This window comes from Paenibacillus sp. FSL R5-0701 (assembly GCF_037973995.1).
Taxonomy (GTDB): domain Bacteria; phylum Bacillota; class Bacilli; order Paenibacillales; family Paenibacillaceae; genus Paenibacillus.
The window spans coordinates 178,008-203,917 of the sequence record NZ_CP150230.1 but is presented as its reverse complement, the minus strand read 5'-3'; the positions used below and the strand labels follow the sequence as shown (position 1 = coordinate 203,917).

Genomic DNA, 25,910 nt, shown 5'->3' with positions numbered 1-25,910 from the left:
CGTTTTTCAGGTTTTTACATTCCGATATTCGTTCATGGACCGACCGATATGTTTTTTAAACAAGACGCTGAAATAATGTGGGTCCGGGATGCCTACCTGTTGCCCGATCTCATACCCCTTTAAATCGGTCTGCTTCAGCAACGTTTCGGCCTTTCTCATACGAAGCTGCGTCATATATTCCACAAACGTCTGCCCGGTCTCTTTTTTCATCAGCCGCCCCAGATGGCCCGAACTTACGTAAAAAGCAGCCGCGGTGCTGGAAAGCCCCACTTCCGCATTGCCCATGTTCTCTTCAAGATAAGCCATCACCCGGTCGATCAGATTGCCTTCTTTGGCCTGTCGCTTAGCTTGTATGGCATCCGATACCGTGCGGACATGCTGCTCCAGCATGCTTTTTAGTTCAGGCAGATGACCTGCTGTAAAAATGGCCGCAACGGCCTCTTTGTTCAATGCGTGTTCTCCCTCAAGTTGCTGCTCTATGGCAGCACGCTGGCACTCCGTAACCACATCCATGGCAGCCATCCGAAACTGTGAAACGTCCGAGAACGGCACAGACAGCATACGCTCCAGCAACAATACGGCTTCTTCCCCCGCACCAACACTGACGTAAAATTGCAGTTGTTGGAGCAGCTGAGCATCCGAGTGGTACCGCCTTTTTCCGCCTTCGATGACCAGATCCTCGAAGCAAATAACCTGATTTTTCCCCACAAACGCCTGATAATCGAGTGCACGACAAGCTTCCCGGTATCCCACACAGGCCCTTCCCCATCCTGATTGCCATTGCCCAATCCCTACGGTCACATCAACTTCACACCCTTCGAGCTTAAGTGTATGTTGAAGTTCTTCCTGAAGCTGCTGTACCTGAACGGCAAATTCCGTATCCGCACCAAGCGAGAGTACAACTATCCGGTTATGTGGGTCCATGACGATAATGGTTTGCGAATCCTGCGGATAAAATGCCTGCACCTGCTTCATGCCTACCATTCGCAGCAGAATATGTATTTCCTCGGCAGTATGTGGATGACCTTCTGTCTGATGCTGGCTTAATTGGGACTGACCGTGTTGTTGTTGAGGCCCTCGTTGTGCTTGGTGTGTTTGGTGATATGATTCGGACAGATGTGGATATACCTCTGGTGCAGCTATCTTAGCTTGCGGTACAGCAACCTCCACCTCCATTACTGCGATGCGTGATCCTGGTTCACCAGACGAGATAGGAATACCGAAGAAACGCGCCTTCTCTTGTAGTTCATCCTCAGGTATCACGTTACTTAACCATTGATTTACAAACCTCTCCCTGAGATAAGGCAAGCTCTGCTTCATCTCCTCCCGCAGCTTCATCAGCTCGTACTCACGCCCCATCTCCTGCTCGATTGCCACTCGTAGCTTCGTCGTAACCTGTAATAATTCAGAAGCACGGATGGGTTTCAAAATAAAATCGGATATGCCCAGCTTCACACTCTGACGAGCATATTCAAATTCATCATGTCCCGTCACTACCACGATTTTTATGTTTGGGTAACGCTCCATGAGGATGCCGCTCAGTTCAATGCCGTCCATCTTGGGCATGTATATGTCCGTGAACACAATGTCTGGACGCAACAGCTCAACCTGATTCAAAGCCTCTTCAGCATCGGAGGCCTCACCAATGATGCTCATGCCTTGCTGCTCCCAATCGATACGCATGCGCAGCAGATTTCGGATGAGGTACTCATCATCCACAATCAATACCTTTAATGGTTCCACAGTGAATTCCATGATTCATCGGCTCCCTTCGGGATCGTTATGATAATGGTGGTTCCTTTTCCAACCTCGCTCTGCAGCTTAAGTCCATCTTCTCTGTCATAAAAAATCCGAAGCCGCTCCATCGTCCCCCATAAGCCAAAGCTTGGATTGTATTTAGCGTTATAGGTAGGATTAGAAGTATCAGAAGAGTTAGAAGAGTTAGATGGGTTAGATGGGTTAGATGGGTTAGATGGGTTAGATGGGTTAGATGGGTTAGATGGGTTAGATGGGTTAGATGGGTTAGATGGGTTAGATGGGTTAGATGGGTTAGATGGGTTAGATGAGTTCGAGCGATTAGACCTGTTCATTTCTGTGCGTTGAACCTGTTGTACTTCTTCCTCGGACATGCCGACTCCGTCGTCAGTGATCGTTAGAAGTACTCCCTCTTTGGATCGACGAGCTTGAATACGTATCGTGCCTGGGCTGCCTTTGGGACGAATACCATGATAAAGAGAATTTTCCACCAGCGGCTGGAGTACAAGCTTGGGAATCATCACTCGTTCACAGTCTGAATCGATATCGTACTGCACCTCAAATACACCGGGATATCGCACCTGCTGGATCGTCAGATAATTGCGTACAATCTCAACCTCCTCGTGCAGCGTAATCAGTTCGCGCCCTTTGCTGACACTCAGCCGATAGTAACTTCCAAGCGCTTCTAACAGCTCACATACCTTATCGTTCATGCCGGACATCGCCAGGGAGGTAATGGAATCAAGTGTGTTATATAGAAAATGCGGCTTGATCTGCGCCTGAAGTGTATTCAGTTCTGCTCGGCGGATCGTCTGCTGCTCCTGAATGATGCGTTTCAGCATCTGCTCAATCTGCTCAATCATCTGGTTGTATCCTCCATATAGCTGTGCGAACTCGTAACTGTTCAGCTCAACCGTCACTTTGCGGAAGTTGCCACTTGGCGCTTTTTGCATGGAACGAAGCAGCTTATGAATCGGCTTAATGACGCTGCGCGAGATGATGAATGAACTGACGAAAAAGACCGTTCCGTTCACTGCCAGTAGAATCAACGCAAGCAGCACCATGGATTTATTACGGGTATCCGTATCCCGGTATGGGCTCATGCTGATGAATTTCCACTGATCATCACCAGCCGAACGATAGGTCACAGCATATTCCTGACCACCCGATTGCAAGGTGATGAAGCCGGAAGATTGCTCTTGAAATGTTTGTTTTAACTTGGCCTGATTGGCCTCTAATATCTCGTGCATCCCTTCCTGTCCAGAAGCGGCAGACATGGATGAGTCGGATACAGTAGGCACGGCCTTCTTTCCATCGGTTACGTTCGTTGCGATCACCCGCTGATGCTCATCCAGGATGGCCACCTGAAATGAATCCGGTGCAGACAGGTTGGCATAGGCTTGAGCAATGGATTTTCCCTTGATGTTCATGACCAGAAATCCAAGTGGAGACGTATCATCCAAATCTCGAATGAGGCGAATAAACGAGACCACCTCTTGCCGATCATTCTCCCCCGTTGCCGAGACTCCGCTGTCGTTGTTGCCACCATTCAGCCTGAGCAGATATCTTCCGTTATGTTTCAGTGCCTGTTCGTACCAAGGCGCTTCCTTCACATTCGCTTCCATAAACGTGGGCCATTCCTGTGTACCAACCGAGAATCGGTGCCCCGAATTATCGTAAATATATACTGAATCGATAATTGGAACCGCTTGCATAAGATTAGTCAAATACGCGCTGACCTTGGACTGTGTTTGTAAATTGGAGTACACATTGCCCTGCCGCAGCAGGTTCTGCAAGTTGGGATCGGAGAAAATCATTTTCGAATAATTGTTCACGTTCTCAATCATCAGATTAACGTTGGTCTCAATAGATGTAATTGTCTGCAATGATGCTTCATTGATCTTTCGCTGCGTATCATTTTCCGAGATACGACTCAGTACCAACGCACTGAACGCCACCGTTAGCAGAATAATGATAAAGTAGGCAAATGGGATTTTAAAAGCGAGTGTCTTGGGCTTGCGTTGAATATACTCTTTGAAACGGGGAGTCCAATTCTTCTTCATTGCACTGGTGTTTGCTTTTGTATTTGCGTTTACTTCTGCATCGGTCTCAACATCTGATTGAGCTGTTGCTTTCACTTCTATTTTTCATCTCCTTCTGTTGTTGCTCCTGCATCTGTTGTTGTATCTTTTGCTCTGTGTTTCACTGTGACCCTCCCTTGGTTCCGATGTGTGATGGGTTTATCCGATGTGATCGGATGACCTATTGTGATATCCACCACTCTCTCGGATTTTATACAATTGTATATTATAGAACTGTGCATGGAGGAGGCTCAACTCTTTTTATCGCATACGGATGGCTTGACTGAGTGAAGTAGAATGAGGCTTTGGAAAGACGATTGCTGTGAACGCTGTGGGTGAGGCCCCGTAATTGGAGCCGCAAGGAGTACTGCCTTATAAAATGTTGGAGGTACAGATAATAAGTTGTGGTTTGTGCCAGATGGAGAGTGATGTGGGAGAGGCGGAGGATCTGAATACACAAAAGACGATGATAAACGTCTACCTTGATATGGCATACTTTTGAGCAAGATTACGATATCTACGGGCATCATTCTTACTACTGGCAGTGTGTTGATCGAGTGGATAAGGTTGGGAAGTCCAATTATCGTTTTCTCATATGATGAATTTAAGTGGGGCAAATGTTGGGGGCAAACTGCCCTCGGGCAGGACAAGTACAGAGTTCGTTATGATATGAATCAGCGAATCGTGATCAAAGCGAGAATACGGTAACGCCTTTTTTGGAGGCATACTTCAGCGTGTAGCTTCCTTCTGTGCCATATGGCATTGTAGCGATTTGGATGCGGGTGTAATCCAACCGACTCTCTCTCAGCACTTTTTTAACTAGCGCTATGCTCCGATCCTCGTCCGTGACCACACAGAAAATGTTCATTACATATTCCTTCGGATCAGCCACACGGCTGCCCAGGTCACATCCATCCACCTCTCCCAACTCCGCCTGGGTCAGAACGGTTTCCAGATATTCCATCACCTTTTCCTTCAACCAATGATCTCGTTTGCTACCCTGCGCGCTCTTCAGCGGATATTGCACCACAAGCCAGTATTTTTCACTCATTTAGGCTTCACCAACCAATCTTTATAGAATAGGCATTACGTTATGTGTGAGCACTTGAACGATAAGAATGCATGTGTCAGCCTTTATTTCTCCAGTTCCAAATGGGTTAGATAATTGACCTTACTGCTTTTTGGAATTGTACTGCCCTTCCATTTGCAGGATGAGGAACATGGTGATGTTTAATGAAATGGGAGCTTAACGTGTCTGCTGACTTCCTGCCAATAGCCACGATCTGAGCATCAGGATTCAGTTGCATAAGCTGTCTGGCAAACGGCAAACCATCCTCCAACTCTGCCAAAGTCGGCGTTCGATTCGTCATCCTGTTTTCAGAAGATTGATAAGGATGAAAGGGATAGATGTTCCAAAATATAAAGTCCGTTGGTTTCCACCTTGAACTGGATAACACTTCGCCCCATATGATGGATGCTGTCGGTTCTGCGAATCCATACAGTGCCTGACTCCGGTTAGGTTTGGCGATATTGGGCAGGCTAGTTCGGACACCCGGCTCACCTGCAAAAATCATCTGGTGATTCACCAGCGAGTGATTCCCGGTAACCATTCGCTCGGACGTCAAGGGTACGCCGGAGAACCTCGCCCCTTGATATCCCACAGCTTCAGCAATAAAAATGTACCGAGCCTTGGACATTCGTGGCCCCAAATACCTGACCAAATGTTCAGAACGAATCTTCACCGCTTCGGGGCCGATATCATAGCCTTTCACATAATCTTTCCAAGGATTAATCACATTTACTGGCGAGACGTATGCTTGTACCCCTGCAACAAACTCGCGGATCTGTTGCTGCGTTTCGCTCATGCTTTTTTGCCTCCTTTGGGAGATTACAGAGTATATCGGGCTTACATCAGCTTATTTTACAAATATTATAGCATAAACAGAAAAACCACCAACCAGACCGCTGGTTGATGGCTTTTGACTCTAATGGAGGCGAGGGGAGTCGAACCCCTGTCTGAAGATAACGGCACATAAACTTCTACGGGTGTAGTCACAGTTTTGATGTCACCCGAGTATCAGTAACCCACAAGAACAAGATTAGACCATGCAGGTATGGATTCAGCGCAGTAGATCAAATCACCCTGTATGATTTCAGCAACAATTAAAGGCTCGTATGTATTATCAATGAGGATAACCCGATCTGCGATGGCTAGAGCCGGTTTAAGGTTCTTCAATGACTCACCATATCGATAACGAATGTCTTCTTCTGCAATCCAATGTCCACCTTGTTCAACACGAGAGGCTACACGATCTATATGCATTTGAACATCCTCAAGACCGATATAGTATACGACAATTTCGTATCTATTTTGTTTTGCTATTTCCATATGTTTTAAAACAAATGATCCGGACAATGTCGTTTCAATAGCGAAGTTCATACCACTTTTAATGAGAGATCGGATTTTTTTCACAGCTTCCCTGCCAGCAGACAGGTCAGCACTGCGCGGATTCTCTGGCTTCAACTCTCTTGCAATTTGATCCGGATCAACCAGTTCACCAAGCCACTCTCTCATTTGCATACTGAGTGTACTTTTCCCTGCTCCATTGGTTCCAGCAAACACAGTCATAACTGGTCTGATTTCACTCATGATACTCAAACTCCTGGCGTTTCCCAGTAGCATCAAATATAATTTCAAATTTATTTCCTTCAGCATCCTCACGAACGCGTTTGTTGTTCTTTATATAATAAATAGAGGCACCTGATTCTTTAGCTTGTTTCCGTGCATGTTGAATTGCCTTTTTCAAAATTTCTTGGAGCTGTTCTCGATTTTCAAACATCTTGAGTCCCCCAATCTAAATTTCTGTTTATTATATCATAAACTAAAAAACCACCAACCAGAACACTGGTTGATGGCTTTTGACTCTAATGGAGGCGAGGGGAGTCGAACCCCTGTCCGAAGATAACGGCACATAAGCTTCTACGGGTGTAGTCACAGTTTTGATGTCACCCGAGTATCGCCCCGTAACCGGCTATACGTTGGGTCAGCCTGATTGTCTTCTTCAGCACACCCCAGGCGGAGATGTGACAGCGTATCCCACTACTTGTTAGCCCCTATCCCTGTCACATGGGCGATGCAGGGTAGAAGCACGCACACAGTTTCTTAGGCTGCGAAAGCGTAGTTTGTTTGTTGTTTGCCGTTTAATAGGCTTTAGCGTTGATAAAGCGGACGCGTCCCCACTACCCGCTACCCATGCTCGAACTATCCCCGTCGAATCCATAAACGCCCCCTCAATGAAGAAGGGCTCCAGGATTAATCCGTGAATACGGAGCAAAGGTGCTGCACATCTTTTTTCCTCCAAGGTAAAAAGATGCTTCTTTCAAACTCGGCATTCCTGTCTGCTACATGAGTAATCATAACATAGAGCAGCAAGCCGATATAGTACAGATTGTTGGAAAACGTTCCAACAGGCTGAGCACAGATACAAAGTTATCCAATATAACAGGCTCAATCGTCTACATATTATACCGCGTCACCAATCGGAAGTAAAGTTTACCATTTACCCAGATCGGATCACGAACAACGGCACCTAAGTATCTTACCCACGATTCAGTCAACTTACGCAACAGCTGATAATTTAGATTCATCACCGCACTAAGCTCCATGCTCCTAGCAGTTTTCTTAGTCACACATCAATAAAAATCAGCCCACTGCACACTTCAGCTATTCACATCACATCCCCTTTCTACTAATAATAAAAAAGCCTCAATTTTGCCCATTGCAGGGCAAACCTTGGGACTCCTTAACTCATACATCAATCTTCCTAGCTCCATCACAAAAACTAACTTATACACCTAAAGTAAGGCTTTTCACGCACATCGTTCCACTTAACGTGCAACCTTCTGCTTCTCGCGCAGTACCCGTTGGATATCACGTTGAGCATCGCGCTTCGCGGCAGTTTCACGTTTGTCGTATTGCTTCTTACCTTTACCCAGTCCGAGCAAGAGCTTTGCGTAACCATTGCGGATATAGATTTTCAGCGGCACAATGCTGTACCCATCCTGTTTCGACAGCCCGAGCAGCTTGTGAATCTGCACTTTATGCATCAACAACTTGCGTGTACGTGTCGGATCGAGTGGATTATTTCGGTTCCCTTGTTCAAAAGGACTAATATGCATATTGTGAATATGAATCTCACCGTTTCGAATCGTGGCAAATGCGTCACCAATATTCGCACGGCCGTTACGAAGAGATTTGATCTCCGTTCCGGTAAGCACCATGCCCGCTTCATACGTATCTTCAATGAAGTAGTCATGGGAAGCCTTTTTATTCTGTGCAAGCACTTTACTCTGTCCATCATTCTTGCCCATGTCCTCACTCCTTCTCCGTAAAATAAGCCGGTACCATGCTCTATAGCAACGCACCCAATGTTGCACCAAGGTACCACGTGCCAGACCTTAATTGTAGCAAGTACGGCTGTTAAAATCAAGAAAGAGGCGACCTCTGCCGCCCCTCCTCATTACACCACTTTCAGACTGTGCGAAACAACACACCGGCTGAAGTGACTATTTTCTCCAACGCTTAACCTGGAGGAACGAATTGTAATCCATTTCTCCAAGTTACGTTAGCTTTATTTTTTCTTTTTCCGTACAAAAGCTGCCGTACCGTTACCAGCTGCACCTTTGCTCTTCTTCCGCTTGCGTCGTGGTGCTCCACCTTCCTGAGCGCCACCAGGAGTTGCATTCTCTCCAATAAATACGCCGCTCGGCGAAGTGTTTTTGCGTCCACTTCCGCCTTTGCCACCTTTACCGCCGCCCTTGCCGGACTTAAAGCTTCCTTCACCGCGACCGCTGCCGCTGTTCAGGCCACTTCCTTGTCCACCGGTTGAACTACTATCCGATCCACCCGATGTAGAGCTATATCCGCCTTTACCTGAGCCAAAACCAAAGCTCAACGCGCCTTTGCCCCGGCCAGTTGATCCACCAGCATCACCCGCACGACGCTCACCTTTAGGTTTGCCGCCTTTGCCTGCGTAGCCACCGGATGAGCCTGCGCCCGCACCTGCACTCGCTGCTCCACCGCGACCGCCACGTCCACCTTTGCTGCTCTCTTCCGTTGATCTGGCACCACGGTTGGCTCCAGCAGCAGATGAGCCTCCTTTGCCGTCACGTGAACCGCTGAAACCACCCGGTCCACCCTTGGCACCGCCGCGTCCGCCGCCGCTACTAGGACGTCCACCTTTACCGCCACGTCCGCCACCGAAGCCGCCAAGACGTTCACCGCGAGGTTTCATATCCACCATTTCAAAATCAATCGTATACTCTTCCATGCTTACACGTGCCACACGAATCTTCACTTCATCACCGATGCGGAAGACTTTCGAGGTACGTTCACCAATCAGAGCCATATGCTGATCGTCAAAATGGTAATAATCGTCCGTGAGCGCACTCAAGCGAATCAGACCTTCAACCGTGTTCTCCAGTTCAATGAACATACCAAAGCTGGTCACACTGCTGATCATACCTTCGAACTCTTCGCCTACTTTGTCGAGCATGTACTCGGCTTTTTTCATTTTCTCCGTATCCCGCTCAGCTTCTACCGCCACACGTTCACGTTCCGAAGACTGTTGCGCAATATCGGACATACGTGCTGCCAAATATTCCTGACGATTCTCCGGCAAAGCACCATTATTTTCAATGACTTCGCGAATCACCCGGTGAATGACGAGGTCGGGATATCGACGAATTGGAGACGTAAAGTGACTATAGAATTCTGCCGCGAGGCCAAAGTGACCTGACATTTCAGAATCATACTTCGCCTGTTTCATCGAACGGAGCATCATTGTACTAATCACGGTTTGTTCTTTCGTTTCTTTGATATCCTCAAGCAACGATTGAAGCGCCCGTGGATGAATCGCATTGCCACGTCCTTTGACCTGGTGTCCAAAATTCGCCGCAAAGGCGAGGAAATTTTGCAGTTTCTCCTGATCCGGGTCTTCGTGTACACGATAAATGAACGGAACCTTCAACCAGTGGAAATGCTCTGCCACTGTTTCGTTCGCTGCCAACATGAATTCCTCAATGATTTGCTCTGCAATCGAACGCTCCCGTTTTACGATATCTACCGGTTTGCACTCTGCGTCCACAATGATTTTCGATTCTTCAAAATCAAAGTCAACCGCACCACGGCGCATACGCATCGCACGCAACTTCAAAGCAATCTCTTTCATCAGATGGAAATCATCTACCAGATCCTTATAACGCTCGAGCAATTCCGGCTCTTCACCTTCAAGGATTTTACGGACATTGGAATACGTCATCCGCTCTTTGGTTTTGATTACACTTGTGAAAATGTCATGTTTCACAACCTTCATCTGGTCGTTAAACTCCATTTCACATGACAGTGTCAGGCGGTCTACCTGCGGGTTCAAACTACAGATCCCGTTGGACAAACGCTGTGGTAACATCGGAATAACCCGATCCACCAGATACACACTGCATCCACGGTTGTAAGCTTCCTGATCAAGCTTGGAATTCTCCTGCACATAATAGCCAACGTCAGCAATATGAACACCCAGACGATAGTTACCGTTAGGCAGCTTCTCTACGTTAACAGCATCATCCAGATCCTTGGCATCTTCGCCATCAATCGTGACAATGTTAAGTCCGCGCAGATCACGGCGACCCTGTTGTACGATCTCTTCATCCGTGATGGAGTCTGGTGCTTTCTCCGCTTCTTCTACCACTTCATCGGGGAAGGCTTCAGGCAACTGATGCTTGCGAATGACGGACAAAATATCAATACCCGGCTCATCCTTATGACCGAGAATCTCGATCACTTCACCCTCGGCCGCCGCACGACCCTCCGGATAGCTGACGATCTTTGCTACGACCTTCTGTCCATCAACCGCCCCAGCAAAGTTGGTACGCGGGATGAAAATATCGCGATTAATCCGTTTGTCATCCGGAATGACAAATCCGTACACTTCATGGCTTTGGAACACACCAACGACTTGTGTTACAGCACGAGTAACAATGCGAACGATCTCACCCTCCAGGCGACCGCCAGAAGGTCCTTGAGACGTGACTTTAACCAGTACCGTGTCACCATTCATCGCACTTTTCATATCATTGGCATGAATGTACACATCCGGGTGCTCCCGATCCTCGGGGATAAGGAAAGCAAAGCCTTTGGCGTGAGCCTGTAAACGTCCGCGTACCAAATCCATGCGCTCTGGCATGCCATAGCGATTGTTACGGGTCAGCAAAACTTTACCGGATTCCTCCAGCGTATTAAGCATAATCAAAAAGGCTTTGAAATCAGCTGCATCTTCAATAGCGAAGTGCTGTTCCAACTCCTGATAAGTCATGGGTTTATAAGCGGTTTCCCGCATGAAGTCGAGCAATTGTTGTTCTGTTATCATTAATATATTCACCTCGGGAAACATAAAAGTGTAAGCAATCTCATCTCTTTATGTATCGGAATTATTACCATTTTCATGCAATGCAATATCACTGTTGTAAAGAGCGTAGTAGTGCAACCATACTATCTCATACCCTAGTATACACGAATTCAATCCGGCCCATCCGTACCTCGCAAAAAAACCACAGTTTGCCAAGCGCTCCACTAAAATCGCGCTTTCACGTATCTCTACAGACATTTTATGCGATACACGTGCTGTGCGCATCTGGAAAAGGACGACATGCGAAAATTTTCTGTACACATGACATTCATTATAGGGAGTGAGTTCGCGTAACGAATAAGCGAGGGACATACCATACATGATAGGGGTGTATTGCATATTAAGGAAGGAAAACCGAAACAGAAGTGAGAAGAAGACCGAAAATCATGGAGTCTATAGATTAGATTGTTGGAAAAGTTTGGACGCGTAGGAATTTATTAAAAAACCCCCGTTTCTTCACGAAACGAAGGTTCCTCAATTAAGCCATTAGCTTAAGCTATTCATTGAACAGCAGTTCCGAATCTTACTTGGAAACCACCGTAACAATAATAGACAAAATCATAAATCCTGCACCCAGTACCACCGTTGCACGTTGCAGGAAGAGATCCAATCCGCGCGCTTTCGTTTTACCGAAAAGATGTTCCGCACCACCGGAGATGGCACCCGCCAAACCAGCGCTTTTCCCGTGCTGCAGCAATACTACAGTGATTAGACCGATCGAGAAAACAACGAGCAGCAATTTCAAAGCAATATCCATTCTTTCCACCTCCTACCCATGTGGGCATAACATCTCACCATAAAAACAGTTACTTTAATTGTAACATAGCTATGGTTGTACTACAAGTAGTACAGTTTATACAATGCCCTAAATTTCACCATCTGCGTGATCCTTACGTTATATCATTACTCCGTCTTAATAAAAAAGACAAGCCGGTTACCCGGCTTGCCCGTAAAAGCTGTAGATCCAGCTTATTTTTTAAGGTTGTAGAATCCTTTAAGACCATTGTATTGAGCCAGTTCACCCAGTTGATCCTCAATGCGGAGCAATTGGTTGTACTTCGCAATACGGTCTGTACGGGAAGGAGCACCCGTTTTGATTTGACCAGCGTTAGTTGCAACAGCGATATCAGCGATTGTGCTGTCTTCGGACTCACCGGAACGGTGGGAGATTACAGCTGTGTATCCTGCGCGTTTAGCCATTTCGATTGCATCAAATGTTTCAGTCAATGTACCGATTTGGTTAACTTTGATCAGGATGGAGTTACCGATACCTTCGTCGATACCTCTGCCCAGACGCTCAGTGTTTGTTACGAACAGGTCATCACCAACGAGTTGTACTTTGTCGCCCAATTTCTCAGTGAGCAATTTCCAACCATCCCAGTCATCTTCAGACATACCGTCTTCGATTGTGATGATTGGGTATTTCTCAACCCATGAAGCCAGAAGGTCAACATACTCAGCGGAAGTGTAAGATTTACCTTCACCAGCAAGTGTGTACTTACCATCTTTGTAGAACTCAGTGGAAGCAACGTCCATACCCAGGAATACGTCAACGCCTGGTTTGTAACCAGCCTTTTCAATTGCTTCGATGATTGTAGTGATTGCTTCTTCGTTTGAACCAAGGTTCGGTGCGAAACCACCTTCGTCACCTACAGCTGTGTTCAAGCCTTTGGAGCTCAATACGGATTTCAGGTTGTGGAAGATCTCTGCACCTACGCGAAGAGCTTCTTTGAAGCTTGGTGCTCCAACTGGAAGAACCATGAACTCTTGAACGTCGATGTTGTTGTCAGCATGCTCACCACCGTTGATGATGTTCATCATTGGAACTGGCAATGCTTTAGCGTTGAATCCGCCCAGGTATACGTACAATGGCAGGTCCAGAGCGTCAGCAGCTGCGCGAGCTACTGCCATGGATACAGCCAGGATTGCGTTAGCACCCAGTTTACCTTTGTTTGGCGTACCATCCAAAGTGATCATCAATTTGTCGATACCCAGTTGATCCAATGCATCCATACCGATAACTTCTGGAGCGATTGTTTCGTTTACGTTTTTAACAGCTTGCAGAACACCTTTACCGAGGTAACGGGATTTGTCGCCATCGCGAAGCTCAACGGCTTCATGGGCACCAGTGGATGCACCAGATGGAACGATTGCGCGTCCGATTGCGCCGGACTCCAGGTATACTTCAACTTCTACTGTAGGGTTACCGCGGGAGTCGAGGACTTCGCGAGCGTACACGTCAGAAATAATAGTCATTTGTGATAATCTCCTTTATAGTTGGGATTTAATTTTTTGGACCAACTTGTGTTTGCCCTTTTTCACTACGTCAGCAGAATCGTCTTCTGATCGCTGTTATCCCCTGATTTCTTTGAACTTATTTTCATAAGTTGAAATCATGTGATAAAGGCGAACGCGTTGCTTCTTCAGACTATTTCTGCTGCCTTCGTTCAATGTGCAAACGCCAAACCGCCCAATTATATATCTTGTTTCGTAACTTATTTACGGGTAGCGATGACGGATGTACCTGTCATCTCAGCCGGTTTAGGCAATTGCATCAGGTCAAGGATCGTTGGCGCGATATCAGCCAGGATTCCGCCTTCACGCAGGGTTACATTGGCATCCGTAACGATGAATGGAACTGGGTTCGTTGTATGAGCTGTGAACGGACGTCCTTTCTCATCGAAGACCATATCCGCGTTACCATGATCCGCCGTGATCAGTACAACGCCACCTTTGGCAAGTACTGCATCCACAACACGGCCCATACACTCATCTGTTACTTCAACCGCTTTGATGGTAGGCTCCAGCATGCCGGAGTGTCCAACCATGTCAGGGTTAGCAAAGTTCAGAATGATGGCGTCATGTTTGTCTGCTTCGATCTCACGAACACATGCGTCAGCCACTTCATACGCGCTCATCTCTGGTTGCAGATCATACGTTGCAACTTTTGGTGAGTTGATCAGTACGCGAGTTTCGCCCGGAAGCTCCACATCACGACCGCCGCTGAAGAAGAAGGTAACGTGCGGGTATTTCTCAGTTTCTGCAATACGCAGTTGTTTTTTATTATTCTGTACCAGAACTTCACCCAGGGTGTTGTCGAGGTTCTTCGGCGAATAAGCCACATAACCTTCAACCGTCTCGCTGAACAAAGTCAAGCATACAAAGTGCAAGCCCACAGGGAACTTCGGACCACGATCGAAACCGCGGAAATCCTGGTTGGTGAATACTTGCGACAACTGGATCGCACGGTCAGGACGGAAGTTGAGGAAGATAACGGAATCGCCGCTCTCTACCAAACCTACCGGCTCACCATCCGCTTTGACGATAACCGTTGGTTCAACGAATTCATCAAATACGGACTTCTCATACGATTCTTCAACCGCTTTGAGTGGGTCAGTGTATTTTGGTCCATCTCCATAAACGATGGCGCGGTATGATTTCTCAACCCGTTCCCAACGTTTGTCACGGTCCATCGCGTAATAGCGACCTTGAACCGTTGCGATTTTACCTACTCCGACTTCTTCAATCTTAGCGATCAGCTTCTGCATGAAGTCTTTACCACTGTCTGGCATAACATCACGGCCATCCATGAAGGCATGAATATATACATCGTTCATTTCTTCTTTTTTGGCCAGATCCAGCATAGCAAACAGGTGGTCGATGTGACTATGTACGCCGCCATCGGACAACAAACCGTAGAGATGAAGCTTTTTACCGCTTTGTTTCGCTTCGCGAACAGCTTTGACAAGTGTTTCATTGTCGTAGAACTCGCCGTCACGAATGGATTTGGAGATACGGGTCAAATCCTGGTATACGATCCGGCCGGCACCAATGTTCAGGTGACCTACCTCGGAATTTCCCATTTGCCCTTCTGGCAAACCTACAGCTTCACCGCAAGCAGTGAGCGTTGTATGTGGGAATTGGCTCATGAAACGGTCATAGTTCGGTTTCTTGGCTTGCGCTACCGCATTGCCTTCCACCGTATTACGCAGACCAAAGCCATCCATGATGATCAGTGCTACAGGTTTTGGAGCTGTCATCTTACTTCGCCCCCTCAACAAGCGCGATGAACGAAGCCGGCTGCAAGCTGGCACCGCCAACAAGTGCGCCGTCGATGTCGCTTTGTCCGAGGTATTCTGTTACGTTCTCTGGTTTAACACTGCCGCCGTATTGAATACGAACTGCATTCGCAACCGTCTCGTTGTACAGATCCTTCACCAGCGTACGAATGTAAGCAATAACTTCATTCGCATCTTGGGAAGTGGAGGATTTGCCTGTACCAATCGCCCAGATTGGCTCATAAGCGATAACAACTTGTGCCGCTTGCTCTGCAGACAGACCTGCAAAAGCAGCTACTGTTTGCACTTTGCATACGTCTTTTGTTTGGTTCGCTTCACGCTCTTCAAGCGTCTCACCAAGGCAGAAGATTGGAGTCAATCCGTGACGGAATGCTGCATGCAACTTTTTATTAACAGTCTCATCGGTTTCCGCAAAATATTGACGGCGCTCCGAGTGACCAATAATGACATAATCCACACCCAGGTCTTTCAGCATCACGCCGCTGATTTCACCTGTGAATGCACCGTTATCTTCAAAGTGAAGATTTTGTGCACCAATTTTGATGTTTGTACCTTTAACCGCTTCTACCAGGGATGGCAGATTTGTAAACGGTGCGCAGATTACAGTTTCTACGCCTTCAACTTCCGCTTTTCCTTTAACTTCCTGAATGAAGTCATTGGACTCGGAAACCGTTTTGAACATTTTCCAGTTACCTGCGATAATCGGTGTTCTCATGGGTTTCAACTCCTTCATGCTATAGACTACTAAAACTTACTTGTCGTTCAATGCCACTACGCCTGGAAGTACTTTACCTTCCATGAACTCGAGCGATGCACCGCCACCTGTAGAGATGTGGTTCATCTTGTCAGCCAATTTGAACTTCTCAGCTGCTGCTGCGGAGTCACCGCCACCAATTACAGTGTAAGCTTCTGTCTCAGCGCAAGCTTCCGCTACTGCACGAGTACCGTGGGAGAATGGCTCGATTTCAAATACGCCCATTGGTCCGTTCCACACAACCAATTTGGAGTTTTTGATTACATCAGCATAGATCTCGCGTGTTTTAGGACCGATGTCGATACCTTCCCAATCTGCTGGGATACCATCGATGTCAACGATTTGTGTGTTTGCTTTTGCACTGAAATCGTCAGACACTACGATATCTACCGGCAGGTAGAAGTTTTTGCCCAATTTTTTCGCTTTTTCGATAAAACCGAGAGCAACATCAAGTTTGGAATCATCCAGCAAGGATTGTCCAATTTCATGTCCTTGTGCTTTGAAGAACGTGTAAGTCAGACCGCCACCGATGATTACGTTGTCTGCAATGTTCAGCAGGTTGTCGATTACATCGATTTTGTCCTTAACTTTGGATCCACCAATGATAGCTGTGAAAGGACGCTCAGGGTTGGAGATTGCTTTACCCAACACTTCAAGTTCTTTCTCCATCAACAAACCGGACACTGCTGGAAGCAAGTGAGCGATTCCTTCAGTCGAAGCGTGTGCTCTGTGAGCCGCGCCAAACGCATCATTAACGAAAACGTCAGCCAGTTCAGCAAATTGTTTTGCCAGTTCCGGATCGTTTTTCTCTTCGCCTGCGTGGAAACGAACGTTTTCAAGCAACAATACGTCGCCGTTGTTCAGTTCAGCGATTTGAGCTTTAACAGCGTCACCAACAGAACCGTCAGCTTTAACAACTGTTTTACCAAGCAATTCAGACAAACGCTCAGCTGCTGGAGTCAAACGCAAAGATTCAACCACTTCGCCGTTAGGACGACCCATGTGGCTTGCCAAAATGACTTTAGCGCCTTTTTCAATCAAGAAGTTGATTGTAGGAAGCGTTGCACGAATACGTTTGTCATCTGTAATTTTACCATCTTCGAGCGGCACATTGAAATCTACACGGACAAAAGCCCGTTTTCCTGTCAATTCGATATCGCGTACACTTTTTTTGTTCATCTGTATTTCCTCCGCACCCATGTATTTGGTGGACCAATCAAGAGCTAAAATCCCTCGTCAATCCTGGTGTTTTTGAGAAATTTGCAAAATGTAGATATATAAAGAGCGGAAACAATATAGCATCTGTTTCCGCTCTATGTTATTGCAGATATTACTTAATCATTTTTGCAAAGTGCTCCAAAGTGCGAACCAATTGTGCAGTGTAGGACATTTCATTGTCATACCAAGCTACAGTTTTAACCAATTGTTGGTCGCCAACAGTCAGAACTTTAGTTTGAGTTGCATCAAACAGGGAACCGAAAGTGATTCCTTGGATATCGGAAGATACGATTTCGTCTTCTGTGTATCCGAAAGTTTCTGGATCGGAAGCTTCTTGCATAGCTGCGTTAACTTCTTCAGCAGTTACTTTTTTGTTCAGAACAGTTACGAGCTCAGTCAGGGAACCAGTAGCTACTGGTACACGTTGAGCTGCACCATCAAGGATGCCTTGCAGTTCTGGGATTACCAGACCGATTGCTTTAGCAGCACCAGTTGTGTTAGGGATGATGTTTTCAGCTGCTGCGCGAGCACGACGGAAGTCACCTTTAGGGTGTGGAGCATCCAACGTGTTTTGGTCGCCAGTGTAAGCGTGAATTGTAGTCATCAAACCTTGAACGATTCCGAATTTGTCTTGCAATGTTTTTGCCATAGGTGCCAGGCAGTTTGTTGTGCAAGATGCGCCGGAGATTACAGTTTCAGTACCGTCGAGGATTTCATGGTTTACGTTGTAAACGATGGTTTTCATGTCGCCAGTAGCTGGTGCGGAGATAACAACTTTCTTAGCTCCACCTTTCAAGTGTTTCTCAGCTGCTTCTTTAGTTGTGAAGAAACCAGTACATTCCAGAACGATATCTACGCCCAGGTCGCCCCAAGGAAGTTCTTCCGGGTTACGGTTAGCCAATACTTTAACTTCTTTGCCGTTCACTTTGAAGAAGCCATCGTGTACTTCAACATCGCCATCGAAGCGACCTTGAGTTGTATCATATTTGAGCAAATGAGCGAGCATTTTAGCGTCAGTCAAGTCGTTGATTGCTACTACCTCGATGCCTGCTACATTTTGAATACGGCGGAATGCCAAGCGTCCAATACGTCCAAAACCGTTAATACCTACTTTAATCATGAGTAAGTTCCTCCCAAGTTTTGATTAATTTTTTTTATGAAACTTATATATTCAAGACAGACGGTGAAGTCCGTCAAGACAACAATAATTGTAATGCAAAGCAAACACTTATTCCATTTCAGCAACGATGACTTTGGCAGCAGCCTCATCAATAATCAGAATATCTTCCTGACCAAATCGTAACACGGAATGTATAGCAGCAGCTTTGCTTTTGCCACCTGCAATTCCAATCACAACATCGGTTCGTTCAATATCCTGAAGTCGCATACCCAGTGTAAGCATGGTATGTACCACCTTACCCTGATCATTAAAGTAATAACCGAAAGATTCAGATACGGCTCCTTGCTCCTGAAGTTCATCTATAATCTCCGTCGCAAGTTTACGTCTTGTCGCCATCTCTACGGCATCACCAATTCCATGAATAACAATCCGCGATTTCCGAATCAGCTGCAGAATCTCCTGAACACTGGGGTCCTGGATTAATGATTCATAGGCATGATCACTAAGCAAATCCGGTACATGCAGGAGTTTGTATTGCGCTCCTACCCGTTTTGCCATTGTGGATGCGATCGTATTTGCCTGAATTTCAAGGCTTTCTCCAAGTCCACCGCGTGCCGGTACGAACCAAACACCTTTGAGCGATGTTGGCGGAGTCAGTTGCTCTGCGACTTCGGCCGTTGTTGATCCGCCAGTAACGGCGACAACGTCGTTGTCACTCATGATATTGCCGAGAGCCTTCGCTCCGGCTCTGCCCAGTTCCCTTTTGGCAAATGGAGAAACGTCCGAATCACCAGGAACCACAACTACCTTTTGCAGACCGTAGGCTTGCTTGATGCGCTCTTCCAGCTCAGATAATCCGAACAACTCTTTGGCTACGGGCTCTAACTGCTGCAGCAAATCATACCCTGCCTCGCTGATCTTCATTCCTGCACTGTCAATTTCAATAAGTCCCTGAGCCTTTAACAGATCGGTCTCAGCCCTCAGAACCCGCTCGGTCATCTGCATGGAATTAGCTAACGTTCTCCGTCCAATCACATCCGATAACATGATCTGTTGCAGAATCGTATACCTCTTTTTCAAGATATCCATGAGATCAGGCAGAAGCTGCTTTTGTATTTCTAAAATCGTTCGCATGCTTTCCACTCCCGCAAGTTCTCGTTCTAAGCTCTCTTTTGTGGCCCTAAAACGTCCCGGGTTAACTTTTTAAGTCCCACGTCTATTCTACCTAAAACTGACGTGACATGCAAGTGTTTCAACGTGTTATTTCGACACGCATTCAGCGTTTGTACGCGCCTATTTTCACAATCTTAGACTTCCATGATCTAGGACTAGCTCACGCATACCATATATAGAAGAAACAAATGAATCCAGTCTACATATCGCTCAGAATCACATTTCATACGGCATGTCCAAAACCTCTAATAGCATTTACTTAAATGCACTCTTTATCCACTCTTCTTCATCATGATCATTTTTAGGTTAATCCAAACCAATACCACAACGAACTGCTTGCAATTAAATATTTCATGAGCTATAATCATTATTGCTGTCACATAATGTGCGCCCGTGGTCCAATGGATATGACGTAGGCCTCCGAAGCCTGAGATCCAAGTTCGATTCTTGGCGGGCGCGCCATTTTTATTTAACAGCTCATAACCCATTTAACCAATGAAACCGGAAAGGTTTCTTTTTTTTGCAAGTTAGTTTGACTTTCTTTGACTTTTTGTTTGGAATTGTTTATTATGTGGGTAATACGGTAACAGTTTAAGTATAAACACCAATAACATTTACATTCCAAGGAGGTTTTTCACGTGAGTTTTATTCCAATGGTCGTTGAACAGAGCAACCGGGGTGAGCGCGCCTACGACATCTACTCCAGATTGCTGAAGGATCGTATTATTTTCCTTGGTAGCGATGTTAATGACGTAGTGGCTAATGCCATTATGGCACAGATGTTGTTCCTGGCTGCGGAAGATCCGGAGAAAGACATTCACTTATACATCAACAGCCCAGGCGGATCGATTACAGCCGGTATGGCGATTTACGATACAATGCAATTCATCAAACCGGATGTATCTACCATCTGTGTAGGTATGGCGGCTTCCATGGGTGCATTCTTGTTGAATGCCGGTGCAAAAGGTAAACGTTTTGCATTACCAAACAGTGAGATTATGATTCACCAACCACTTGGTGGTGCACAAGGTCAGGCTTCTGACATCGAAATTCGTGCTCGCCGCATCCTGAAAATGCGTGATACCTTGAACCGCATCATCTCTGAGCGTTCAGGTCAACCGCTGGAGCGGATTGAGAAAGATACAGATCGTGACTACTTCATGAGTGCTGCTGAAGCCGCCGATTACGGTATCATTGATAAAGTTATCGAAAACGTAGGATCACAAGGCATCTAAGTGTGACGTAGACCACGGTCTATGCGTTAACATAATCAACACCTAACGTAATCAGCAACATATAATTGTGTTGTCTATACGAGAAGAAGCCCTCATCATGATCATGATGAGGGCTTCTTTTTTTCATTTTATAAGGAATAAGGAAGATAACTTAAGAGTGCATAATAATGATTTCTTTATTTGGTTTTAGATACATTACTGAAAGGTTCTGTGCCTTTAGGGAGAAGCTCTTTGTACGTAAATGGCATTTCAGGAAATCCCTCTGCGTATGCCGTATATTCATACAACTGGAAGAACACAACTACACCCGTTGGTGTCACATAGAAATCTTGATCTTTATTTAACCCTTTATACCCATCGAGGTATCCACCGCGGGCTTTCAGTTGTTCACCCACTTTTTTACTCAACGTCTCGCGCATGGTTTTATTATTTTGCAGCACATCATCTAACGTAAGCTCCTTACCTGTGTCCAGTGCAAAGGTGTGGCCCGTACGGTATGTCATACCATGGGCGCCAGCATAATCTTCGTATCGTTGTGTAATGAGCCCCAGCACACCTTTTTCGTTGTACGTCACTACATAGGAGCTCTCAAATGCATATGGACGGTTGGCTGTTGCACCGCCGAATTCAGATGTCTGTTTCTTGAAGTCAGCTACATAAGCATCCACTTCATCTTTCAGCACTTTGTTAATCGCCGCTTCAGCTTCTTTGCTGGCAAGTCCACTCACCTGCGGATATTGAACATCTACTTCGGCATTTTTCACAGTGACATTAACTGTTGCCGCTTTAATTTTTACGTTATTTTGTTTCACCTTGCTGAGTGTCAACGTTTTGGTTTTGCCATCCCAGTTCCCCTGTACACCCAGATAATCTCTCATTGCTGAGAATGGAATATACAATCTGCCGTTGATCAGCTTTGCGTCCACTTGAGGATAATAGTTGTTAATTCGAACACTCGGTTCGCCATCCGATAGGCTGATCGTCATCGTGTTATTGGCTGCTGTCAAAGCGTACTCTTTGGTTTTGGCATCATATTTCAGCGTTCCACCTGCCACATCTTTAACTGCCGTAAGAGATACCCAAGTTGAGCCACCTTGAAGAAGTCCTTTTTGAGTCAGTGTTTTCCCACCCGATTTCAGAGTTACCTCAGCTGGGGTTGTCACTTTAGAGGATACCGATGCTGCCTGAACCGAGCTGTCCTGCCACACCGAACCGCTACCTACAATAATTCCTGCCGCAAGCAATGCACTTGTCCATTTTTTCCATGATGTCATATATAAAACTCCTCTCTGAATTCACAATTAGGGATCATTGCGTATGTACTCATGACCTGATCGCATATCTCATACGCTCACCTCTCTATTATAATTAACCCGATTTCGGAAAGGTTTACAGCTCGAGTTACAATGTTGATGAATATCAGGCGGAAAATATATGGGGATATGACCTTTTTGTCACGAACAACTATACAAAAAAGATACCAATATACAGCATTTCATGTTGCTTCAAAAAGGTACCCTCCTATCTAACTTCATCAAAGTTTGCCTTTCCAACAAAAAAAGACTCTGTCCACAGGACAAAGTCTTTGTCATTATTTCGTTGTACCCTTCAAATGACACTTGAAAAGGTTACTTGAGCTTACAATCCTAGTTGCCTCTTGTTTATTTCATTTCATACGTGATATTCAGGATTGTGCTTACTTTAACCTGGCCTGTTTCAATCTCAGTGCCACCTGCTGTATCTTGTGCTTTGGACATTAATGCCTCACTTGCATAGAACACAGGCACATTGGCATCACCTTGGCTTACGGAAAGAACAGCACCCAGTTGACGTTTAACTGCTTTTGCAATGGCGCCAGCTTTCACATCTGCATTGGCAACAGCCTTCTCAATCACTTGGGACTCATAACTTTCCGGGTTTTCTACAGTAAAGCGCACATTTTCAATATTGTTGGCACCCGCACCCGAAGCAGCATCGAGCAACTCGCCGATCTTGTCCATCTCACGATATGTGACAGTCAGCGTATGATGCGCTGTATATCCTTTAATTTGTTGTCCGTCTTTTTCGCTATACGTATAGTTGGGTTGTACAGAGAACTGACTCGTTTGAATGTCGTCTGCACTGATCTTCCACGTATTCTTCAGCAAGTTGGATACCTTTTGAACTTTGGCAGCATTCGCTTTTTGAGCAGATGCAGCTGTCTCTGCAGTACTGTTCACACCAATGGACAGATACGCGATATCAGGCTTCACTTGAATCTCACCTTTCCCCACAACATTAATCACATTCTGTTGTACTCCCTGAACCTCTGCAGCGTAAGCATAGTTACCTGGTGCAACCCATGCCGTTCCTCCAACAAGCAACGTACTTGCCACCAGCACCGCACCAAACGGTTTCATCCATTGTTTACCCATCACGATAGCCTCCTTATGTGTTAACATCTCAAACTTTAAACGATTTGATACCTTAACAGACGGGACATATTCCATAATGTTGCACTTGACGATAGCATAAACGTGAAAAACGCAAAAAAGCCCCTTTCGGGACTTCTTCATTGGATTGATCATATCTTATTGGTTTTCGAGCTCTTCCTTGCTTACCAGACTAACTAAAGCGTTTACAGCCTGTTCGGCATCCGCGCCTTCTGCACTAATCTGGATTTCCGTACCTGTGCTAATTGCAAGGCTCATGATCCCCATGATACTTTTTGCATTAACTTTTTTGTCGTCCTTCTCGACGAACACTTCAGACGAGTACTTATTCGCTTCTTGAACGAACAGTGCCGCAGGTCTGGCATGGAGACCCGTTTTCAAACGGACAACTACCGGGTGCTTTGTCATGGAAACTTACCCCCTATTATGAAATCTGGACATTAAATACACAATTATATTTAAACAACATTATACCATTAACCCGTGCAGGACACTAGAAGAAAAAACTCAGGGTGCTTTGACGGACATTATCTTGCCCTATTTCATCTTTTGCACAGCGCATCCAATGTCCTAAGTAAGTCCCCTAGATCCTTAACGGTTGACTTTCCCGACCTTTCTGTTCAGCAGAAACAGCCGACCTTGTTACTTTACCCTACTCCGTCTTAACCATAACGTTCTGTGCGCACTTTCTCAGCCAGCTCATCAATTTTACGAAGCCGATGGTTCACTCCTGACTTGCTAACTGTACCTTTAAGGAGTTCGCCCACTTCCTTCAAATTGATATCTGGATGAGCCAGTCGTACCTCCGCCACTTCACGAAGCTTCTCAGGCAATGACTCCAGACCAACTTCCTTTTGTAACAACCGGATATTATCGATTTGTCTTACTGCCGCTCCAATGGTTTTATTCAGGTTGGCGGTCTCACAATTGACAATCCGGTTAACGGAGTTACGCATGTCTCGCATAATTCGTACATCTTCAAACTTGAACAAGGCCTGATGAGCACCAATGATGCTGAGCAGCTCAATGATTTTCTCGCCTTCCTTAATGTATAGGATGAATCCTTTTTTTCGTTCTATACACCGGGCATTCAGATGAAATTCATTGGCCAGGTCAACGAGTGCCTGACAGTGCTCTTCATACATGGACGCAATCTCCAGATGGTACGAGGAGCCTTCCGGATTATTAACCGATCCACCGGCCAAAAATGCACCGCGAAGATAGGCCCGTTTACAACAGTTCTGCTGAAACAACTCCGTATTAATTCCTGGCGTAAACAGAAAACCTTCCGATACAATATGAAGACTGTTGAGAATCTCCTGTACCATGGTTGGAATACGAACAATATATACATTGTTCTTTTTCAGCCGCATTTTTTTGCGGACCAGTAATTCCGTATGCACTTGAAAATGCTTTTTAAGCAGAGAGTATGCCCGTCTTGCAATGGCGGCATTCTCCGTCGAAATATCCAAGATCACTTTTTTATTCGATAACTGCACTGCACCAAGCATACGGATGAGGGCTGAAAGTTCCGCCTTTTCGCAGCACGGTTCGCTCTCGATCATGGTTAACTCTTTTTTGGTCTGTGCTGCAAACGACATGGGACTTCACCTCTTCCGTAACATCCAATTTTGTACCAGTTGGTAGATGTGATGACTTAACTTGTCGGCATCATGACGCAGATAGGTTTTGAACAGAACAAGAGTATCTGCAACCACCTGATAGCCGGCACTTTCGAGTACATTCATATCCAGTACAACCGGTTTTGCTCCTTTTTCCGCATACTTATTCTGTACTTGCAGCGGAATATCACCATTATTTACGATAACATAGTCGAAGAGCTGATGACCTATATGCTCGTGTACCGCCTTAAGGTGGTCACTTACCGTATAGTTATCAGTTTCTCCCGGCTGTGTCATAACATTACAGATAAACATCTTCACCGCATCAGCCTCTACCACAGCCTCAGCCAGCTTAGGTACGAGCAGATTGGGAAGGATGCTTGTATAGAGGCTGCCTGGCCCGATCAGAATAGCGTCAGCTTGACGAATGGCCTCTACTGCCTCTGGCAACGGCTCCACGTGATCCGGTTCAAGGAAAACACGTTTGATGCGTCCACCCGCCTCAGGGATTTTGGACTCACCTGTAATAATTGTCCCATCTTCCATCTCCGCATGCAACACAACGGCCTGGCCTGCAGCTGGCAATACCTCACCTCGAACGGCAAACACGCGGCTAAGCTCCCGCACTGCGGTCACAAAGTCGCCCGAAATATCCGTCATTGCAGCCAAAATCAAATTTCCCAAGCTGTGGCCTGCAAGCCCCGCGCCTGTATTGAAACGGTACTTCAACATATCTGAAAGCAATGGTTCTACATCAGCCAGTGCCGTAAGCACGTTGCGAATGTCGCCCGGAGGCGGCATCTGTAGCTCATTGCGCAGGATGCCTGAACTTCCACCGTCATCTGCAACTGTGACGATGGCCGTGATATCCAGCGGCTTTTCTTTCAAACCGCGCAACATCACGGATAATCCGGTTCCGCCGCCCATTACAACGATTCTCGGACGTTCTCTTCGTGGTCCGGCCTCTTTCATCCCTTC

At 46.2% G+C, this 25,910-nt stretch carries 23 protein-coding genes, 1 tRNA gene and 1 other RNA gene; 4 read left to right on the top strand and 21 right to left on the bottom strand.

What is annotated here, in order from left to right; genetic code table 11:
- Positions 1-6 precede the first annotated feature (6 nt).
- Entirely contained in the window at positions 7-1,755 is a 1,749-nt protein-coding gene (locus MKZ13_RS00990) for a response regulator (protein ID WP_221822332.1), read from the bottom strand.
- Positions 1,731-3,893 carry a sensor histidine kinase gene (locus MKZ13_RS00985; protein ID WP_339181143.1) on the bottom strand — a complete coding sequence of 721 codons (2,163 nt, stop codon included), beginning with the start codon at positions 3,891-3,893 and terminating at the stop codon, positions 1,731-1,733. The genes MKZ13_RS00990 and MKZ13_RS00985 overlap by 25 nt, the downstream gene beginning before the upstream one ends.
- A gap of 441 nt (positions 3,894-4,334) precedes the next feature.
- On the opposite strand from MKZ13_RS00985, the gene MKZ13_RS00980 reads away from it, so the two are divergent.
- Positions 4,335-4,544 (top strand): hypothetical protein, encoded by a 210-nt coding sequence (locus MKZ13_RS00980; RefSeq protein WP_221822335.1) that lies wholly within the window; start codon positions 4,335-4,337, stop codon positions 4,542-4,544.
- On the opposite strand, the gene MKZ13_RS00975 is transcribed toward MKZ13_RS00980, so the two are convergent.
- The 5 genes from MKZ13_RS00975 to ssrA all read right to left on the bottom strand — a co-directional run bounded on the left by MKZ13_RS00975 (position 4,525) and on the right by ssrA (position 7,127).
- On the bottom strand, positions 4,525-4,887 hold the full coding sequence (locus MKZ13_RS00975) for a hypothetical protein (RefSeq protein ID WP_221822337.1): 363 nt from the start codon (positions 4,885-4,887) through the stop codon (positions 4,525-4,527). The genes MKZ13_RS00980 and MKZ13_RS00975 overlap by 20 nt on opposite strands.
- 106 nt (positions 4,888-4,993) lie before the next feature.
- Positions 4,994-5,701: a uracil-DNA glycosylase gene (locus tag MKZ13_RS00970; RefSeq protein ID WP_221822338.1), complete on the bottom strand. Its 708-nt coding sequence runs from the start codon at positions 5,699-5,701 to the stop codon at positions 4,994-4,996.
- Positions 5,702-5,913: 212 nt separating this feature from the next.
- Positions 5,914-6,486, bottom strand: a complete 573-nt coding sequence (locus tag MKZ13_RS00965) for a zeta toxin family protein (protein WP_339181138.1) — start codon at positions 6,484-6,486, stop codon at positions 5,914-5,916.
- Positions 6,479-6,676, bottom strand: coding sequence for a hypothetical protein (locus MKZ13_RS00960; RefSeq protein WP_339181135.1), 198 nt, complete (start codon positions 6,674-6,676; stop codon positions 6,479-6,481). Before MKZ13_RS00960 ends, MKZ13_RS00965 begins: the two co-directional genes overlap by 8 nt.
- Before the next feature lie 86 nt (positions 6,677-6,762).
- Positions 6,763-7,127: a transfer-messenger RNA gene (gene ssrA / locus MKZ13_RS00955) on the bottom strand.
- 115 nt (positions 7,128-7,242) lie between these two features.
- Here ssrA and MKZ13_RS00950 point away from each other — a divergent pair.
- Positions 7,243-7,386 (top strand): hypothetical protein, encoded by a 144-nt coding sequence (locus tag MKZ13_RS00950; RefSeq protein WP_339181132.1) that lies wholly within the window; start codon positions 7,243-7,245, stop codon positions 7,384-7,386.
- Between the two features lie 338 nt (positions 7,387-7,724).
- Here MKZ13_RS00950 and smpB read toward each other — a convergent pair whose 3' ends face one another.
- The 9 genes from smpB to MKZ13_RS00905 all read right to left on the bottom strand — a co-directional run bounded on the left by smpB (position 7,725) and on the right by MKZ13_RS00905 (position 19,604).
- Complete coding sequence (gene smpB / locus MKZ13_RS00945; protein WP_036674736.1) at positions 7,725-8,207, bottom strand: SsrA-binding protein SmpB; 483 nt, start codon at positions 8,205-8,207, stop codon at positions 7,725-7,727.
- Positions 8,208-8,467: 260 nt separating this feature from the next.
- Positions 8,468-11,260 (bottom strand): ribonuclease R, encoded by a 2,793-nt coding sequence (gene rnr / locus MKZ13_RS00940; protein ID WP_339181129.1) that lies wholly within the window; start codon positions 11,258-11,260, stop codon positions 8,468-8,470.
- Positions 11,261-11,822: 562 nt separating this feature from the next.
- A complete protein-coding gene (secG, locus tag MKZ13_RS00935) occupies positions 11,823-12,056 on the bottom strand; it encodes a preprotein translocase subunit SecG (RefSeq protein ID WP_062837740.1) in 234 nt (77 codons plus the stop codon).
- Positions 12,057-12,268: 212 nt separating this feature from the next.
- On the bottom strand, positions 12,269-13,555 hold the full coding sequence (eno, locus tag MKZ13_RS00930) for a phosphopyruvate hydratase (protein ID WP_062837741.1): 1,287 nt from the start codon (positions 13,553-13,555) through the stop codon (positions 12,269-12,271).
- Positions 13,556-13,794: 239 nt separating this feature from the next.
- Positions 13,795-15,339 carry a 2,3-bisphosphoglycerate-independent phosphoglycerate mutase gene (gpmI, locus tag MKZ13_RS00925; RefSeq protein WP_047841461.1) on the bottom strand — a complete coding sequence of 515 codons (1,545 nt, stop codon included), beginning with the start codon at positions 15,337-15,339 and terminating at the stop codon, positions 13,795-13,797.
- A gap of 1 nt (position 15,340) precedes the next feature.
- Positions 15,341-16,093 carry a triose-phosphate isomerase gene (gene tpiA, locus MKZ13_RS00920; protein WP_036616221.1) on the bottom strand — a complete coding sequence of 251 codons (753 nt, stop codon included), beginning with the start codon at positions 16,091-16,093 and terminating at the stop codon, positions 15,341-15,343.
- A 36-nt stretch (positions 16,094-16,129) separates the two neighbouring features.
- A complete protein-coding gene (locus MKZ13_RS00915) occupies positions 16,130-17,311 on the bottom strand; it encodes a phosphoglycerate kinase (protein WP_036616219.1) in 1,182 nt (393 codons plus the stop codon).
- Positions 17,312-17,462: 151 nt separating this feature from the next.
- Positions 17,463-18,470 carry a type I glyceraldehyde-3-phosphate dehydrogenase gene (gene gap / locus MKZ13_RS00910; protein ID WP_017691243.1) on the bottom strand — a complete coding sequence of 336 codons (1,008 nt, stop codon included), beginning with the start codon at positions 18,468-18,470 and terminating at the stop codon, positions 17,463-17,465.
- Positions 18,471-18,578: 108 nt separating this feature from the next.
- Positions 18,579-19,604, bottom strand: a complete 1,026-nt coding sequence (locus tag MKZ13_RS00905; protein WP_339181125.1) for a sugar-binding domain-containing protein — start codon at positions 19,602-19,604, stop codon at positions 18,579-18,581.
- A 426-nt stretch (positions 19,605-20,030) separates the two neighbouring features.
- Here MKZ13_RS00905 and MKZ13_RS00900 point away from each other — a divergent pair.
- Together MKZ13_RS00900 and clpP are read left to right on the top strand one after the other, a co-directional pair.
- A tRNA-Arg gene (locus tag MKZ13_RS00900) sits at positions 20,031-20,105 on the top strand.
- A 176-nt stretch (positions 20,106-20,281) separates the two neighbouring features.
- Positions 20,282-20,878, top strand: a complete 597-nt coding sequence (gene clpP / locus MKZ13_RS00895; RefSeq protein WP_017691245.1) for an ATP-dependent Clp endopeptidase proteolytic subunit ClpP — start codon at positions 20,282-20,284, stop codon at positions 20,876-20,878.
- A 176-nt stretch (positions 20,879-21,054) separates the two neighbouring features.
- Here the strand turns inward: clpP and MKZ13_RS00890 are convergent, their stop codons facing one another.
- The 5 genes from MKZ13_RS00890 to MKZ13_RS00870 form a co-directional block, all read right to left on the bottom strand.
- Positions 21,055-22,152, bottom strand: coding sequence for a DUF4163 domain-containing protein (locus MKZ13_RS00890; RefSeq protein ID WP_339181122.1), 1,098 nt, complete (start codon positions 22,150-22,152; stop codon positions 21,055-21,057).
- 387 nt (positions 22,153-22,539) lie between these two features.
- A complete protein-coding gene (locus MKZ13_RS00885) occupies positions 22,540-23,292 on the bottom strand; it encodes an SIMPL domain-containing protein (RefSeq protein WP_074092967.1) in 753 nt (250 codons plus the stop codon).
- 156 nt (positions 23,293-23,448) lie between these two features.
- Positions 23,449-23,718, bottom strand: coding sequence for an HPr family phosphocarrier protein (locus MKZ13_RS00880; protein WP_017691248.1), 270 nt, complete (start codon positions 23,716-23,718; stop codon positions 23,449-23,451).
- A gap of 254 nt (positions 23,719-23,972) precedes the next feature.
- Positions 23,973-24,911, bottom strand: coding sequence for a DNA-binding protein WhiA (whiA, locus tag MKZ13_RS00875; protein WP_091038642.1), 939 nt, complete (start codon positions 24,909-24,911; stop codon positions 23,973-23,975).
- Positions 24,912-24,917: 6 nt separating this feature from the next.
- A complete protein-coding gene (locus tag MKZ13_RS00870; RefSeq protein ID WP_017691250.1) occupies positions 24,918-25,904 on the bottom strand; it encodes a YvcK family protein in 987 nt (328 codons plus the stop codon).
- Positions 25,905-25,910: the final 6 nt, after the last annotated feature.

Excerpts from the sequence above, each read along its gene's own strand:
- MKZ13_RS00990 (WP_221822332.1), bottom strand. The coding sequence starts at position 1,755 with ATGGAATTCACTGTGGAACCATTAAAGGTATTGATTGTGGATGATGAG.
- MKZ13_RS00975 (WP_221822337.1), bottom strand. The coding sequence starts at position 4,887 with ATGAGTGAAAAATACTGGCTTGTGGTGCAATATCCGCTGAAGAGCGCG.
- MKZ13_RS00970 (WP_221822338.1), bottom strand. The coding sequence starts at position 5,701 with ATGAGCGAAACGCAGCAACAGATCCGCGAGTTTGTTGCAGGGGTACAA.
- MKZ13_RS00965 (WP_339181138.1), bottom strand. The coding sequence starts at position 6,486 with ATGAGTGAAATCAGACCAGTTATGACTGTGTTTGCTGGAACCAATGGA.
- MKZ13_RS00960 (WP_339181135.1), bottom strand. The coding sequence starts at position 6,676 with ATGTTTGAAAATCGAGAACAGCTCCAAGAAATTTTGAAAAAGGCAATT.
- MKZ13_RS00950 (WP_339181132.1), top strand. The coding sequence starts at position 7,243 with ATGAGTAATCATAACATAGAGCAGCAAGCCGATATAGTACAGATTGTT.
- smpB (WP_036674736.1), bottom strand. The coding sequence starts at position 8,207 with ATGGGCAAGAATGATGGACAGAGTAAAGTGCTTGCACAGAATAAAAAG.
- rnr (WP_339181129.1), bottom strand. The coding sequence starts at position 11,260 with ATGATAACAGAACAACAATTGCTCGACTTCATGCGGGAAACCGCTTAT.
- secG (WP_062837740.1), bottom strand. The coding sequence starts at position 12,056 with ATGGATATTGCTTTGAAATTGCTGCTCGTTGTTTTCTCGATCGGTCTA.
- eno (WP_062837741.1), bottom strand. The coding sequence starts at position 13,555 with ATGACTATTATTTCTGACGTGTACGCTCGCGAAGTCCTCGACTCCCGC.
- gpmI (WP_047841461.1), bottom strand. The coding sequence starts at position 15,339 with ATGACAGCTCCAAAACCTGTAGCACTGATCATCATGGATGGCTTTGGT.
- tpiA (WP_036616221.1), bottom strand. The coding sequence starts at position 16,093 with ATGAGAACACCGATTATCGCAGGTAACTGGAAAATGTTCAAAACGGTT.
- MKZ13_RS00915 (WP_036616219.1), bottom strand. The coding sequence starts at position 17,311 with ATGAACAAAAAAAGTGTACGCGATATCGAATTGACAGGAAAACGGGCT.
- gap (WP_017691243.1), bottom strand. The coding sequence starts at position 18,470 with ATGATTAAAGTAGGTATTAACGGTTTTGGACGTATTGGACGCTTGGCA.
- MKZ13_RS00905 (WP_339181125.1), bottom strand. The coding sequence starts at position 19,604 with ATGCGAACGATTTTAGAAATACAAAAGCAGCTTCTGCCTGATCTCATG.
- MKZ13_RS00890 (WP_339181122.1), bottom strand. The coding sequence starts at position 22,152 with ATGACATCATGGAAAAAATGGACAAGTGCATTGCTTGCGGCAGGAATT.
- MKZ13_RS00885 (WP_074092967.1), bottom strand. The coding sequence starts at position 23,292 with ATGGGTAAACAATGGATGAAACCGTTTGGTGCGGTGCTGGTGGCAAGT.
- MKZ13_RS00880 (WP_017691248.1), bottom strand. The coding sequence starts at position 23,718 with ATGACAAAGCACCCGGTAGTTGTCCGTTTGAAAACGGGTCTCCATGCC.
- whiA (WP_091038642.1), bottom strand. The coding sequence starts at position 24,911 with ATGTCGTTTGCAGCACAGACCAAAAAAGAGTTAACCATGATCGAGAGC.
- MKZ13_RS00870 (WP_017691250.1), bottom strand. The coding sequence starts at position 25,904 with ATGAAAGAGGCCGGACCACGAAGAGAACGTCCGAGAATCGTTGTAATG.